The 14,498-nt window shown below is 64.7% G+C and carries 11 protein-coding genes; 9 read left to right on the forward strand and 2 right to left on the reverse strand.

The genetic code is table 11. The features are described 5' to 3' along the window. Positions 1-83: 83 nt before the first annotated feature. The 5 genes from dusB (at position 84) to ntrX (ending at position 7,330) form a co-directional block, all read left to right on the forward strand. On the forward strand, positions 84-1,094 hold the full coding sequence (dusB, locus tag EG244_RS07850; protein ID WP_233588942.1) for a tRNA dihydrouridine synthase DusB: 1,011 nt from the start codon (positions 84-86) through the stop codon (positions 1,092-1,094). Next, positions 1,091-2,170, forward strand: a complete 1,080-nt coding sequence (locus EG244_RS07855; RefSeq protein ID WP_124964454.1) for a two-component system sensor histidine kinase NtrB — start codon at positions 1,091-1,093, stop codon at positions 2,168-2,170. Before dusB ends, EG244_RS07855 begins: the two co-directional genes overlap by 4 nt. Beyond that, positions 2,170-3,552, forward strand: a complete 1,383-nt coding sequence (locus EG244_RS07860) for a response regulator (RefSeq protein WP_124964455.1) — start codon at positions 2,170-2,172, stop codon at positions 3,550-3,552. The genes EG244_RS07855 and EG244_RS07860 overlap by 1 nt, the downstream gene beginning before the upstream one ends. 133 nt (positions 3,553-3,685) lie before the next feature. Beyond that, on the forward strand, positions 3,686-5,935 hold the full coding sequence (locus EG244_RS07865; RefSeq protein WP_407644038.1) for a sensor histidine kinase NtrY-like: 2,250 nt from the start codon (positions 3,686-3,688) through the stop codon (positions 5,933-5,935). A 12-nt stretch (positions 5,936-5,947) separates the two neighbouring features. Beyond that, the gene (gene ntrX, locus EG244_RS07870) at positions 5,948-7,330 is read left to right on the forward strand and encodes a nitrogen assimilation response regulator NtrX (RefSeq protein ID WP_124964457.1); all 1,383 of its coding nucleotides are present in this window, start codon (positions 5,948-5,950) and stop codon (positions 7,328-7,330) included. A 60-nt stretch (positions 7,331-7,390) separates the two neighbouring features. Here the strand turns inward: ntrX and recG are convergent, their stop codons facing one another. Both recG and ligA read right to left on the reverse strand, forming a co-directional pair. Next, positions 7,391-9,478: an ATP-dependent DNA helicase RecG gene (gene recG, locus EG244_RS07875; RefSeq protein WP_124964458.1), complete on the reverse strand. Its 2,088-nt coding sequence runs from the start codon at positions 9,476-9,478 to the stop codon at positions 7,391-7,393. Next, a complete protein-coding gene (ligA, locus tag EG244_RS07880; protein WP_124964459.1) occupies positions 9,475-11,712 on the reverse strand; it encodes an NAD-dependent DNA ligase LigA in 2,238 nt (745 codons plus the stop codon). Before ligA ends, recG begins: the two co-directional genes overlap by 4 nt. A 219-nt stretch (positions 11,713-11,931) precedes the next feature. On the opposite strand from ligA, the gene EG244_RS07885 reads away from it, so the two are divergent. From EG244_RS07885 to EG244_RS07890, 4 genes are all read left to right on the forward strand, one after another. Continuing rightward, the gene (locus EG244_RS07885) at positions 11,932-12,681 is read left to right on the forward strand and encodes a sulfite exporter TauE/SafE family protein (RefSeq protein ID WP_124964460.1); all 750 of its coding nucleotides are present in this window, start codon (positions 11,932-11,934) and stop codon (positions 12,679-12,681) included. A 143-nt stretch (positions 12,682-12,824) separates the two neighbouring features. Next, a complete protein-coding gene (locus EG244_RS20380; protein ID WP_158617270.1) occupies positions 12,825-12,971 on the forward strand; it encodes a hypothetical protein in 147 nt (48 codons plus the stop codon). A gap of 639 nt (positions 12,972-13,610) precedes the next feature. Then, complete coding sequence (locus EG244_RS21300; RefSeq protein ID WP_267900261.1) at positions 13,611-13,742, forward strand: hypothetical protein; 132 nt, start codon at positions 13,611-13,613, stop codon at positions 13,740-13,742. 89 nt (positions 13,743-13,831) lie between these two features. After that, entirely contained in the window at positions 13,832-14,170 is a 339-nt protein-coding gene (locus EG244_RS07890; RefSeq protein ID WP_124964511.1) for a TfoX/Sxy family DNA transformation protein, read from the forward strand. Positions 14,171-14,498 lie beyond the last annotated feature (328 nt).

The raw sequence follows: 14,498 nt of genomic DNA on the forward strand, positions 1-14,498 counted from the left end.
TTGCAGGAAAAATACCCCTCTTCTGCATGGACGGCCCTGCCGCGCCTGCATACCCAAAACTCATTCGCACAAGGATCAGGCAGTTGACCCTTTCTCTGGCAGACCTCCGGCTCGACCCTCCGGTCTTTCTCGCACCGCTTGCGGGGATTACCGATCTGCCGTTTCGCCGGGTGGTCTCGGGCTTCGGCGCGGGGCTTGTCGTCTCGGAAATGATTGCAAGTCAGGACGTGGTGCAGGGCCGCCCGCTGGCGCGTGCCAAGGCAGAGCTTGGCTTTGGCGAGGCCGCGACCTCGGTCCAGCTGGCCGGACGTGAGGCGCATTGGCTGGCAGAGGCCGCAAAATACTGCGAAGCCCAGGGTGCGAAAATCATCGATTTCAACATGGGCTGCCCCGCCAAACGGGTGACGGCGGCGGGCGGCAATGGCGCCTGCGGCTCGGCCCTGATGCGCGAGCCCGATCATGCCATTTCGCTGCTTGAGGCGGTGATTGGCGCGGTGAAAGTGCCGGTCACGCTGAAAATGCGGCTCGGCTGGGATGATGACAGCCATAACGCCGCCGAAATTGCCCGCCGCGCCGAAGCCTCGGGCGTGCAGATGGTGGTGATCCATGGCCGCACCCGCTGTCAGTTTTACAAAGGCAAGGCCGATTGGTCCGCGATTGCGCGGGTGAAAGAGGCGGTCTCGCTGCCGGTCATTGCCAATGGCGACATCACCTCGCCCGCATCGGCGGCCGAGGCTCTGCGCCTTTCGGGCGCGGATGGCGTCATGATCGGGCGCGGTGCTCAGGGTCGCCCCTGGGTGCTGGCTGAGATTGCGCATCAGCTTTTCGGCGCGCCTGCGCCGCAGATCCCGACGGGGGCGGCCCTCGCCGATCTGGTGGTGGGCCATTATGAGGCCATGCTGAGTTTTTACGGCACTGAGCTTGCGGTGAAGGTCGCCCGGAAACACCTGGGCTGGTATCTTGATGCCGCAGGGGCCGATCCCGCGCTGCGCGCTCTGGCTCTGACCCGGAGCGAGCCTGCCGATGTTATATCCACCCTGGTGTCGGCTCTGCGCGATGCGCCGCACCCTGCCCCTGAAAGATACGCTGCATGACCCTGCCCGCCCCCGGCATCATCTGGGCTTCGCTCCCGGTTCCGGCTCTGCTGATAGAGCCTGACAATACCATTCGCGAAGTGAATCCGGCGGCGGAGCTTTTCATGAATATGTCGCTGCGCGCGCTGAAGGGTCAGCCGCTGCTGGATATTCTGTCGATTGATGCGCCGCTGGATGAAGGTCTGGCGCGGGTGCGCAAAAACCAGTCGGCGCTGTTCATCAACGATGTGGATGTGACCTCCGGCGACCGCCCTCCGGTGCAATGCACCCTGCATGTGGCCCCGGTCCAGGACGCGCCGGAGACGCTTTTGGTGATGATCTCACCGCGGGAACTGGCAGACCGCCTCGGGCGCGGCACCGGTTCACGCTCAGCAGCGAAATCGGCGATCGGCATGGCGGAAATGCTGGCGCATGAGATCAAAAACCCCCTCGCAGGCATCTCCGGTGCGGCGCAGCTATTGTCGATGGGCCTTTCGCCCGAGGATCAGGAGCTCACCGAACTGATCGTCGAGGAAACCCGCCGCATCGTCAAACTGCTGGAGCAGGTCGAGCAGTTCGGCAATACCCGCCCGCCCGAGTTTACCCCGGTCAATCTGCATGATGTGCTGGACCGGGCGCGGCGCTCGGCCATGGTGGGCTATGCCTCGCATATGAAATTCGTTGAGTCTTTCGACCCCTCGCTGCCTGCGGCGCTTGTCGATCCCGACCAGCTTTTGCAGGTCTTTCTGAACCTTTTGAAAAACGCAACCGAAGCTGCCGGCCCCCGGGGCGGCACCATCCGGCTGCGCAGTTTTTACGATCATGGCCTGCGGCTGCGCCGTCCCGATGGCACCTCGCGCGCGCTGCCGCTGAACATCGAGGTGATCGATGACGGCCCCGGCATCCCGCCGGATATGCTGGCCAATGTGTTTGAGCCCTTCATTTCAGGGCGTACCAACGGCACGGGGCTGGGCCTCGCGCTGGTGTCAAAAATTATCTCAGACCACGACGGCTGGATTGCGGTGGATTCGGTGCCTGGCCGCACCGCCTTTCGCATCTCGCTGCCGATGGTGCCCAAAGCTGAAAGGAAAAGCTGATGGATGGCACGGTTCTGGTCGCCGATGACGACCGCACGATCCGCACGGTTCTGACCCAGGCGCTGACGCGCGCGGGCTGCAAGGTGCATGCCACATCCTCGCTGATGACGCTGCAGCGTTGGGTGGAAGAAGGCAAAGGCGATCTGGTGATCACCGATGTCATCATGCCCGACGGCAACGGCATTGAGCAGCTGCCCCGCATCTCGCAGCTGCGCCCCGAGCTGCCCGTCATTGTGATCTCGGCGCAAAACACCATCATGACCGCCATTCAGGCGACGGAAGCGGATGCCTGGGATTACCTGCCCAAGCCCTTCGATCTGCCCGATCTGATGAAACGCGCTGCCAAAGCGCTGGAGACCCGCCGCAAGCCCGCCTCGCGGCCCCTTGTGACCTCAATCACCCAGCCGCCGCGCGAAATGGTTGAAGATCTGCCGCTGGTGGGCCGCACCACCGCGATGCAAAGCCTTTATCGTCTGGTCGCGCGGGTGATGAACACCGATCTGCCGGTTCTGATCACCGGCGAAAGCGGCACCGGAAAATCGCTGATTGCCAAAGCGATCCACGACTTTTCGGATCGCCGCGACCAGCCCTTCGTGGTGGCCCAGGCCGCAGAGCTGGCCACGCCCGCGGGGATTGCCGCGCTGAAGGCCCGCGCCCGTTCCGGCACCCTGGTGCTGGATGAGGTCGCCGATTATGATGAGGACACTCAGGCCAGCCTCGTGCGGATGATCGACGGCTTTGGCGAGGGGGCGCCGCGGCTGATGGCCACGAGCCAGGTCGATCTGACCCGCCGCATTGAGGATGGTCAGTTCCGGCAGGCGCTTTACTACCGCCTGGGCGGTGTCACCATCCCGGTTCCGCCGCTGCGCGAGCGCGTGGAAGATATCCTGCTGCTGGCCGAGCATTTCCTCGCCCGCGCCAGCCGCGACGGAGCGCCTTCGCGCAATCTCTCGGGTGAGGCCAAAGAGCTGATGCGGGCCTATTCCTGGCCCGGCAACGTCCGCCAGCTGGAAAACACCATCCGCAGGCTGTCCGTCACCGCCTCGGGCGATGACATCAGCCGCGCGGATGTGGAGCTGGTCCTTGGCAACCAGCCCGCGGCTGAACCCGCCCGCGGCGGCCCGGAGGGCGAAAAGCTCTCGGCCTCGGTGGCGCGGCATCTGCAGCGCTACTTTGATCTGCATGGCGGCGCGCTGCCCCCGCCGGGTGTTTATCAGCGGATCCTGCGTGAGATTGAGGCCCCGCTTCTCGAAATTGCGCTGGATGCGACCGGCGGCAATCAGGCCCGCTGCGCCGATCTGCTGGGGATCAACCGCAATACCCTGCGCAAGAAGATCACGGATCTTGATATCCGCGTGACACGCCGGCGGAAGTTGATGTAAAACAGCAACAGGGGCGTTGCGAAGCGGTCTATCCCACCGCATCGCCCCGAAGATGTTGAGGTTTGCGCATTAGCGCCCCCCGGATATGCCAGGCTCCTGCCGGCTGTCTGTGGCCGGGAGGAGAGGGGCACAGGTGCAGGTGACGGCACTGCCAGGATTCTGGGACCGTGTTTACGGCCTTTTGCGGGCGCGCTCGGTGCGCACCACCTTCCAGCTTGGGCTGGTCGTGCTGGGGCCATTGCTGGCCGTTTTGACCTTCCTTGTCCTCGGCCCCTTTGGCGAGCGTTCGATTTCGCGCTGGCTCAGGGCGGTTCTGCTGGCGGATATGGTCTATATCCTGCTGCTGGCGGCGCTGGTTCTGAACACCGTTCTGCGGGTTCTGGCGGGGCGGCGCGCGCAGCAGTCAGGCTCTCGGCTGCACCTGCGGCTGTCCGGGATCTTTGCCTTTGTGGCGCTGGTCCCGACCATTCTCATCGCGATTTTTGCGGTTCTGACCATCAATATCGGCCTTGAGGGCTGGTTTTCCGACCGCGTCCGCTCGGTGATCGGGGCCTCGCGCTCGGCGGCGGAGGCCTATGAGACCGAGCAGCGCCGCGCGCTTGTCGATGACACCACCTCGCTGACCTCGCGGCTCGGGCATGCGCGTCAGACCGGGATCGTCAATAATGACGGCGATATCCGCCTCTTTCTGACCCAGGAACAGGCGCAACTGCAGCGCGGTCTGCGCGAGGCCTTTGTGATCGACGGCACCGGAGAGATCCGGGCCCGCGGCGAGCGCTCTTATCTTTTTGACTTTGAAAAGCCCAGCCCGGCGGAGCTGTCGCGCGCCATCAGCGGCGAGACGGTGCTGATCCAGGATTGGCCGAACAACGAATTTCGCGTGCTGATGCTGCTGCCTGATGTGCTTGACCGGCTGATCTATGTCAGCCGCACGGTGGATGGCACGCTGCTGCGGCTTTTGGATGACACCCAGGAAAGCGTGCGGCTTTACAACCAGCTGGAGGCTGAGCGCGGGCGGCAGCTCTTTCAGTTCGGCCTGCTTTATATCGGTTTTGCGCTGATCCTGATCCTTGCGGCCGTCTGGATGGGCCTTTGGATCGCCGAGCGTCTGGCCCGCCCGGTGGGCGCGCTTGCGGGGGCAGTCTCCCGCGTGGGTAAGGGCGATTTTGACGTCCGCGTCACGCCCACCCATTCCGGCGATGAGATCGCGCTGCTGGGGCACAGCTTCAACCGCATGGCCCGGCAGCTCAAACACCAGCATGAGGCGCTGAACCGCAACCATGCGGTGACCGAAGCCCAGCGGCGGCTTTTTGACTCGGTGCTGGCCTCGGTGACTGCGGGGGTGATCGGGCTGGATGCGGAGGGCCAGGTGGTCTTTTTGAACCGCTCCGCCCGCAGGCTGCTGGAGCTGCAGCAGGAAGATCAGGGCGGGCCGATGGCGCTGCTGGTGCCGGAATTCGCAGCACTTTATCAACATGCGCGCGAGAATGAGACCACCGCCCAGGAAGAGATCCGTCTGACCCGGAAGAACCGGATGGAAAGCCTGCTGGTGCGGATCGCGCCGCGCTTTTCGGATGAGAATATCGCCGAAGGCTATGTCGTGGCCTTTGACGATGTGACCGAGCTGGTCACCGCGCAGCGCATGGCGGCCTGGGGCGATGTGGCCCGCCGCATTGCCCATGAGATCAAAAACCCCCTCACCCCGATCCAGCTTTCGGCCGAACGCATCCGCCGCCGCTTTGGCCCCAAGCTTGATGAAGAGAGCTATGAGGCGCTGGAGAACCTGGTCGATGTGATCGTGCGCCAGACCGGCGATCTGCGCCGCATCGTCGATGAATTCTCCAAATTCGCCCGCATGCCGGTCCCCGAGACCCGCGAAGAGGATCTGGTGAAACTGGTGCGCGATGCCGTGCTTTTGCAGGACGCCGGCCAGCCAGACGTGCATTTTGAGACCCGCCTGCCCGAGGGGCCGCTGACCCTGCCCCTCGACAGCACGATGATTGGTCAGGCGCTGACCAATCTTTTGAAAAACGCCGGCGAAGCGATTGCGGCCTTCCGTGAGAAAGACGCGCCACCCTCGCATACCCCGCTTATTTTGATTGAACTTGAGACGGAGGGCCCTTCAGCGGTTCTGCGCATTTCTGACAATGGCAGCGGCCTTCCGGAAGACCGCTCCAGCCTTTTTGAGCCCTATGTTACCACCCGCGCGAAGGGCACCGGCCTTGGCCTGCCGATCGTGCGCAAAATCATTGAAGAACACGGCGGCACGCTGGCGCTGGAAGATGCCCCCCCCATCGGGGGCACCGACCGGCCCGGGGCCATGGCGGTGATCCGCCTGCCGCTCGCGGTGGCCGCGCCCCGGCGCAGCCGCCACACACAATAAGGGAGACCCGTGATGGCCGATATTCTGATCGTTGATGATGAGCGCGATATCCGCGAGCTGATTTCCGATATTCTGAAGGACGAAGGCTATCAGACCCGTCTTGCTGCCAATTCCGATGACTGCCTTGAGGCGATCAACACCGCCCCTCCGGCGCTGATGATCCTCGATATCTGGCTCAAAGACAGCCGGATGGACGGGATTGATATCCTCAAGACCGTGCGGCGCGACAATCCCGGCGTGCCGGTGGTCATCATCTCGGGCCATGGCAATATTGAGCTGGCGGTGGCGGCGATCAAACAGGGCGCTTATGATTTCATCGAAAAGCCCTTCAATATCGACCAGCTTCTGGTGGTGGTGGCCCGCGCCATGGAAACCAGCCGCCTGCGCCGCGAGAATGTTGAGCTGAAGCGCAAGGATGTGACCGCCGCCGATCTCGTCGGCCAGTCCGCCGCCTTCCGCGGCTTGAAAAGCCAGCTTGATAAGGTCACCAAATCCAATGGCCGCGTGATGCTGACCGGGCCTTCGGGGGCGGGAAAAGAGGTGGCCGCGCGGTATATCCACTCCAATTCCGCCCGCGCCGCCGGCCCCTTCGTCTCGGTCTCGGCCGCGATGATAGAGCCTGAACGGATGGAAGAGGTGCTCTTTGGCCGCGAAACCCCCGGTCGCGGGGTTGAAAAGGGGCTGCTGGACCTCGCGCATGGCGGGGTGGTCTATCTCGATGAGGTGGCGGATATGCCGCCCGGCACCCAAAGCAAGATCCTGCGGGTGCTGGTGGATCAGACCTTCACCCGGGTCGGCTCTGCGGACCGCGTGCGGGTCGATCTGCGGGTGATCTCATCGACCTCGCGCGATCTGCGCCAGGAAATCGCCGCAGGCCGCTTCCGCCAGGAGCTTTATGACCGCCTGAACGTGGTCCCGGTCCATGTGCCGGGCCTGAGCGAGCGGCGCGAGGATATCCCCCTGCTGGCGCATCATTTTATCGAGACGCTGCACCGCACCCAGGGCCTGCCGCTGCGGGATCTTTCGCCCGAGGCAGAGGCACTTTTGCAGACCATGCCCTGGCCGGGCAATGTGCGGCAGCTGCGCAATCTGGTGGAGCGCGTGCTGATCCTTGGTGAGAGCAGCGATCCGATCACCCCGCGCGAATTGCAGGGCGAGAGCGAAGCAGGCACCGAAGAGGGCCGCCTGAGCCTTGGCGGTCAGATCGCCACTTTGCCGCTGCGCGAGGCGCGGGAGGTCTTTGAGCGCGAATATCTTCTGACGCAGATTCAGCGCTTCGGCGGCAATATCTCGCGCACCGCCAGCTTCGTCGGCATGGAGCGCTCCGCCCTGCACCGCAAGCTGAAATCGCTGGGTGTGGTCACCGGCAAGGGCGGCAAAGACGACGAAGAATAAGGGGGTAACTCCCGCCCCTTCCCGGGGGGGGCGCCGGCGGCCCGTCAGAGCCGCCTCCTCTCAGCCCACCGACAAAAGCCCGATCGCGCGGTCCTGGCTGAGCAGCCAGAGCAAAAAGCGCACCGCTTTGCCGCGCGGGCTGCTGAGGTCCGGATCATCGAGCAGCAGTTTGCGGGCATCGCGCTGCGCGGTCTCCATCAGCCCCGCCATGCGCTCAGGGTCCGCGAGGCGAAAGCGCGGCAGGCCCGATTGCGCCGTGCCGATCAGATCCCCCGCCCCGCGCATCGCCAGATCTTCTTCTGAGATCTTAAAGCCATCCTCGGTGTCGCGCATGATCGACAGCCGCCGCCGCCCGGTCTCAGAGAGCGGTGCCTGGTAAAGCAAAAGACAGCTTGAGGCCTCGCTCCCGCGCCCGACCCGGCCGCGCAGCTGGTGAAGCTGCGCCAGACCGAAGGTCTCGGCGCGCTCAATCACCATGATGGTGGCTGCGGGCACATTGACCCCCACCTCAATCACCGTGGTCGCCACCAGGACCCGCGCCCGCCCCGCGACGAAATCTGCCATAGCGGCATCTTTCTGCGCCGTGGGCATCTGGCCATGAACCAGGGTCACCACCCCCTCGCCGAGGGCCGCGCGCAGATGCTGAAAGCGGTCCTCCGAGGCGGTGAGATCGGTGAATTCTGACTCCTCGACCAGCGGGCAGACCCAATAGGCCTGTTTGCCCTCACTGACCGCGCGCTTCAGATGGGCCACCACCTCCTCCAGCCGCTCATCCGCCAGAAGCGAGGTGCGGATCGGCTTGCGCCCGGGCGGCTTTTCATCCAGCACGCTCACATCCATATCGCCATATTGCGCCAGCGCCAGCGAGCGCGGGATCGGCGTGGCGGTCATCACCAGGACATCCACCGCGCGGCCCTTGGCGCCCAGCTCCATCCGCTGCGCCACGCCAAAGCGGTGCTGCTCATCAATGACGGCCAGGCGCAGGTCGTGGAAATCGACGTCCTTTTGAAAGACCGCATGGGTGCCGACCAGGATCCCGATCTCTCCGGCTGCCAGCGCCGCCAGACGCGCCTGACGCTCGGCCCCCTTGTCGCGGCCGGTCAGCACCTCAAGGCGAAGGCCCGCAAGATCCGCCAGCGGCTTCAGCCCCTCAAAATGCTGGCGCGCAAGGATTTCGGTCGGGGCCATCAGCACACCCTGCCCGCCCGCCTCCACCACCGTCAGCAGCGCCAGAAAGGCCACCAGGGTTTTGCCCGAGCCGACATCGCCCTGCAAAAGCCGGTTCATCCGCAAAGGCGCCGCCAGATCCGCGCGGATTTCGGCCACCGCGCGGCTTTGTGCGCCGGTCGGGGCATAGGGCAGCCCCGCCAGCACCTGTGCCGCCAGCCGCCCATGGCCTATGCTGGAAATCCCCGCCTTTTTGCGCGCCTTCTGCCGCGCCAGAGCCAGGGTCAGCTGATGGGCGAAAAGCTCATCATAGGCGAGCCTGCGCCGCGCGGGGGCATCGGGTGAGACATCCGCGGCGCTTTGGGGGTGGTGCTGCGCCGCAAGCGCCTCGCACCAGCCGGGCCAGCCCTCCCGCGCCATCAGGGGGCCATCGGCCCATTCCAGGGTCTGCGGCGCGCGGCTGACGGCATCCAGCGCGGCCTTGCGGATCTGCTTTTGGCTGAGGCCCGCGGTGGCGGGATAGACCGGCTCAAACTCCGGCAGATCATGGGGGGCGTCGGGATCAAGGATATGATCGGGATGCACCATCTGCGCCACGCCGTCGAAAAACTCGACCTTGCCCGAGACCAGACGACGCTCGCCGAGCGGCAGATGTTTCAGCGCGTAATCGGCGCGGGGGCCAAAGAAAACCAGCGGAAATTCGACGCCCGCATCGCGCACCATGACCCGCGCAGGCCCGCCTTTGCGGCGCGCGGGGAAATGCGCGATGATCTCGACCTCAACCGTGGCCACCATCGGCGGCACCAGATCACTGATGCTGGCGCGGCGACGGCGGTCGATCACCGAATGCGGCAACAGATACAGCAGATCGCGCGGCAGCGTGACCGAGAGCGCCTCAAAGAGCTTTGCCGTCTTCTCTCCCACCCCCGCCAGCGAGGTGAGATCGGCAAAGAGCGGGAAAAGCGCCTCCGGACGGCTCATCCGCCGATCAGCTCCAGCCAGGCGTCTTCATCAAGGACGGTGACCCCGAGATCTGCCGCTTTGCTGGCTTTGGATCCGGCCCCCGGCCCTGCGACCAGATAATCGGTTTTCGCCGAGACCGAGCCCGCCACCTTGGCGCCCAGGCTTTCGGCCCGCGCCTTGGCTTCGGCCCGGGTCATCCGCTCCAGCGTGCCGGTGAAGACCACGGTTTTGCCCGCAACGGGGCTTTGGCTGGCACGTTCTTCGGGAGGCTCAATGCTCAGATGGCGCAGAAGCCGCTCAATCGAGGCGCGCTCTTCCGGCTGCGACAGCGTGGTGACCAGCGAGGTGGCCAGCACCGCGCCGATCCCCTCAATGGCCATCAGATGCTCCCAGGCCTGACGGGCCTCGGGCGCGATTGCGGGCTCAGCCGCCCAGACCTTATCGCGCACGGCTTTCAGCGTGGCGCGGCGGCCTGCACCTTGGGCTTCGGCGCGCTCATGCGCCTCGGCCTCATCGGCCATCAGATGGCGCTCTGCCGCCGGGCGGGCGGTATCCACCGTCCCGGCCAGCGCCTCCCAGCTGCGGAAGTGCCGCGCCAGATCATTGGAGGCCACTTCGCCCAAGTGACGAATGCCAAGCGCAAAGAGGAAACGCCCAAAGCCGATGGTTTTGCGCGCCCGGATGGCAGCAAACAGCGCCTCAGAGCTTTTCTCGCCAAAGCCGTCGCGGTTTTTCAGCCGCGTCAGCCCCTGGCCGTCCCGGGCCTCCAGGGTAAAGATATCCGCAGGCTCACGGATCGAAAGCGCGGCATCGCCAAAGAACATCTCGATCTGTTTGATGCCCAGACCCTCAATGTCAAAGGCGGCGCGGGAGACGAAATGCTTCAGTTTTTCCACCGCCTGGGCCGGACAGATCAACCCGCCCGAGCAGCGGCGCACCGAATCCCCCGGCTCGCGGATCGCAGGGCTGCCGCATTGCGGGCAGGTCTCGGGGTAGAGATAGGGCGTGCTCTCTGCGGGGCGCTGCGCGAGATCCACATCAGCGATTTTCGGGATCACATCCCCCGCACGGTAGATCTGCACCAGATCGCCGGGGCGGATATCGCGCCCCTCGCGGATCGGCGCGCCGCGGCTGTCGATCCCGGCGATGTAGTCTTCATTGTGCAGCGTGGCATTAGAGACCACCACGCCCCCCACCGTCACCGGCACGAGCCGTGCCACGGGCGAGAGCGCCCCGGTGCGGCCAACCTGAATATCGATGCCCTCCAGCCGCGTCCAGGCGAGTTCGGCGGGGAATTTATGCGCAATCGCCCAGCGGGGCGTGGTGGCGCGAAAGCCCAGCCGCCCCTGCAGGCTCAGGTCATTGACCTTATAGACCACGCCGTCGATGTCATAGCCCAGCCCCGCCCGGTCAGTCCCGATGCGGCGGTACTGCGCCAGCATCTCGTCGGGGGAATGACAAAGCCGCGTCAGTGGGTTGGTCTGAAAACCAAGCTCTGCCAGGCGTGCAATCGCGCCATATTGCGTCCCGGACAGCGGCTCGGAAAGCGCGCCCCAGGCATAGGCAAAGAAGCGCAAGGGCCGCGCGGCGGTGATCTTTGCATCGAGCTGGCGCAGGCTGCCCGCAGCCGCATTGCGCGGATTGGCAAAGGTTTTATCGCCCTTCGCGGCCTGAGCCTCATTCAGCGCCAGGAAATCGGCGTGGCTCATATAGACCTCGCCGCGCACTTCCAGCACCTGCGGCGCGCCGGTCAGGCTTTGGGGGATATCAGCGATCTGTCGGGCATTGGCGGTGACATTCTCGCCGGTCTCGCCATCGCCGCGGGTGGCGGCATGGACAAGCTGACCCCCCTCATAGCGCAGCGACAGGCTCAGCCCGTCAATCTTCGGCTCTGCGGTGAACGACAGCCCCCCCGAAAGGCCCAGAAAGCGCGAGACGCGGCCACTGAACTCCTGCACATCGCCATCCTCAAAAGCGTTTTCGAGGCTGAGCATCGGGACGTCATGGCGGATCTTGCCAAAGCCCTCAGCCAGCGGCCCGCCAACCTTGGCGGTGGGGCTGTCGTCAGAGGCCAGCGCCGGAAAAGCCGCCTCCAGCGCGCGCAGGCGGCGCTTGAGCGCATCATAATCGGCATCCGTGATCTCTGGCGCATCGTCGCGGTGATAGGCGACATCGGCCTCGCCAACGCGGGCGGCAATGTCGTTCCACTCGGTCCGTGCTTCATCAAGGCCTTTCGGCAGGGTCTCGGACATCTCACGCTCCGCAGTCACTTTGCACCAGTTTTAGGCGCGCAGCACCAGAAAGAAAAGCGCCGCGCAGAGGGGCCAGCGCCCCGGCTCCGGCCCCCGTCCCCTCCCGGACCGCGAGGCCCCTGCCGCCGCGCGAAAAGCCTGCGGCCTTTTGTCATGGCCCGGGCAACTCTGATGGGCTAAGGCTGCATAAAATTTACGCAAATGCAGGGAGTGAGGCGCATGGAGGAGTGGCTGGTTCTGATCGGTGCGGGCTTTGCCGCCGGGGTGCTGAACGCGGTGGCGGGCGGCGGGACCTTTCTGAGCTTTCCGGCCCTCGTCTGGGCGGGTGTGCCGCCGATCACCGCCAATGCCACCGCGACGCTGGCGGCCCTGCCGGGCTATCTGAGCAGCTCCTGGGGGTTTCGCGATGATCTGCAGGCGGGCGGGCGGCTGTCGCTGCGCGATCTGCTGATCGTCTCTGTGATCGGCGGGGTGATCGGGGCGCTGTTGCTGGTGGTTACGCCGGCTTCGGTCTTTCTGGGGATTGTGCCCTGGCTTTTGCTGGCGGCGACGCTGCTGTTTGCCTTTGGTCCTGCGATGATGGCGGCGCTGCGCCGCCGCGGTGTGGCGGCGGCGGGCTGGCTGACCTCTGCGCTGGTGCTGCTGGCGGTCTCGATCTACGGCGGCTATTTCAACGGCGGTCTGGGGATTGTGCTGCTGGCGGCCTTTACGCTGCTGGGCTTCAGCAATCTGCACGCGATGAACGGCTTGAAGAGCATTGTTTCCTCGGTGCTTTCTGTCGTCTCTACGGCCACTTTCATCGCCGCAGGGATCATCGACTGGCACTATGCCCTGCCCCTCGCGCTGGCTTCGGCGGCGGGTGGCTATATCGGCGCAAGGCTGAGCCGGCGGATCACCAATACCACGCTTCTGCGCTGGTTCGTGACCGCTGTGGGCGCGGTGATGAGCCTCGTGTTCTTCCTGAAGTAGCCAGAGGATGGGGCGAAACACGTCCTGAGTTATGACATTTACGCACAACCTATGTGCATATTGCATAGCTTGACCCCATGCAGCCCACCCTGTCTGCTGGGCCCGCGCCGCTTTGAGGCGCGGATCCTCATGTGGAGACTGGAATGAAACGGATATCCCTTCTGGCCGTCATGGCAGGTGCTCTGACCCTCGCGGCCTGTGCGCCGCAGCCGGCCCCGGCGCCGGTCGAATATGTCCAGGAGGCTCCGGCCCTCTCGGTGCCGCCGGTTCATACCGGAAAGTATAAATAAGTCGGCAAAGGCCCTGCAATTTTGCTGCGGGGCCTTTTTGTCAGTGAAAATCGCGGCGCGGGAACTTCTTTTCCGCCCACCCCCTCGGATGGCGGCGCCCGGGTGCGCCGGATCGGGCGCTTTGCGAAGCTGACCCGGCGGCCCCGAGGGCCCGGCATCTCCGGAATATCCTGCACCTGCTCTTTCAGCCGATGCTGCACCGCGCCATCGGCTGCAGACGGCCCCGCCGTCACCGCCTGGCACAAGGCCTGACAGACTTTTCCAATGATCATCCCGGTCGCATCTTCAGGCGTCCGAAAGATCAGAAATCTGTGCGGGATCGGCGCAAAGGGGCCGGCAGACAGGCGCTGCACAGGTCGCATCCGGATCCGCTTCTCCTGCAGGCCCGGGCTTTGCGCGCGCTGAATGCAGGTCGGAACAAAGTCTGAGCCTGACGGCTCTCTCAGGCCGCAAAGCTAGAACGCAGGGGCCTTCACCGCCCGAAACCCCGCCGGGCCTGTGGCGTTTTCGCGACACTTCTTTGCGCCGAACAGTTCTGCAGCAGAGGAGCGATCGTGCAGACTTGAAGAAAATTCATATCCTTCTTAGATGCCCCGCAGTGCCCGGGTCTTTCGGGTGTTTTGCAGAGATGAACGCATCATGAGCAGCAATCAGAGCCAATCGGGCAGCCGCCAGCCGACCGCCCCCGCCCCGCAGCAACAGGGCGCGCAGACCGGCTCCGGCCAGCAGCAGCAGGGAAGCACCCGCTTCACCGACTGGGCCTCAATCTGAACCACTGACGCGCGCCGCTTTCGGCGCGCTTCGCATTTCAGGATGCTGCCCCCTTGCAGAGCGCCGCGCTCAGCGGCAATTATTCAGCCATGAGCGGCACAGCGATTTCTTCGATCAAAAACCTTGGGCCGGCGTCACAGGCGGCCTTTCTGCGCGCGGGTGTTCAGGACGCCGAAAGCCTGCGGGCCATCGGCGCGGATGAGGGCTACCGGCGGCTTTTGCAATCCGGGCAGCGGCCGCATTTCATCAGCTATTACGTGCTGCATATGGCGCTGCAGGGCCGCCCCTGGAACGACTGCCGGGGCGCGGAAAAAGAGGCCCTGCGCAAGGCCTTTGACGCTCTCGTTGCCACCACCCGAAATCCCGGTGCAGAGGGCCTGCCCCGCGCACTGGCCATGGCGCTGGATTTCTACGGCGTGCGGGCCTGAGCGGCCACCCGGGTGGGTTCAACATATCCTTTCCGCCTGGCGGCGAAGAGATATTCCAAGCCGACATCTGCGCTTTACAGGCTTTGACCCACCGCTGCAGAGAGCCATTGGTCTTTGCAATGATCAGAAGCGACTTTCCGATATACACGGTCATCCGTGCAGGCAGATCTGCGCCGATCATCACAAGGCCGGGCAGGAGCATGTGCCAGCCATGCTCCCCCGGGCCGGGGATGAACATTCCTGGGCCGGGCACAAACAGCACCAGACCCGGAATGATGCCCAACAGCGCAAAAATCTCCACGAAGCTGAAAACGCCCCGCGCCACCTC

The sequence above is a fragment of the Falsigemmobacter faecalis genome, assembly GCF_003863335.1.
GTDB lineage: Bacteria > Pseudomonadota > Alphaproteobacteria > Rhodobacterales > Rhodobacteraceae > Wagnerdoeblera > Wagnerdoeblera faecalis.

Excerpts from the sequence above, each read along its gene's own strand:
- EG244_RS07855 (WP_124964454.1), top strand. The coding sequence starts at position 1,091 with ATGACCCTGCCCGCCCCCGGCATCATCTGGGCTTCGCTCCCGGTTCCG.
- EG244_RS07860 (WP_124964455.1), top strand. The coding sequence starts at position 2,170 with ATGGATGGCACGGTTCTGGTCGCCGATGACGACCGCACGATCCGCACG.
- ntrX (WP_124964457.1), top strand. The coding sequence starts at position 5,948 with ATGGCCGATATTCTGATCGTTGATGATGAGCGCGATATCCGCGAGCTG.
- recG (WP_124964458.1), bottom strand. The coding sequence starts at position 9,478 with ATGAGCCGTCCGGAGGCGCTTTTCCCGCTCTTTGCCGATCTCACCTCG.
- ligA (WP_124964459.1), bottom strand. The coding sequence starts at position 11,712 with ATGTCCGAGACCCTGCCGAAAGGCCTTGATGAAGCACGGACCGAGTGG.
- EG244_RS07885 (WP_124964460.1), top strand. The coding sequence starts at position 11,932 with ATGGAGGAGTGGCTGGTTCTGATCGGTGCGGGCTTTGCCGCCGGGGTG.
- EG244_RS20380 (WP_158617270.1), top strand. The coding sequence starts at position 12,825 with ATGAAACGGATATCCCTTCTGGCCGTCATGGCAGGTGCTCTGACCCTC.
- EG244_RS21300 (WP_267900261.1), top strand. The coding sequence starts at position 13,611 with ATGAGCAGCAATCAGAGCCAATCGGGCAGCCGCCAGCCGACCGCCCCC.
- EG244_RS07890 (WP_124964511.1), top strand. The coding sequence starts at position 13,832 with ATGAGCGGCACAGCGATTTCTTCGATCAAAAACCTTGGGCCGGCGTCA.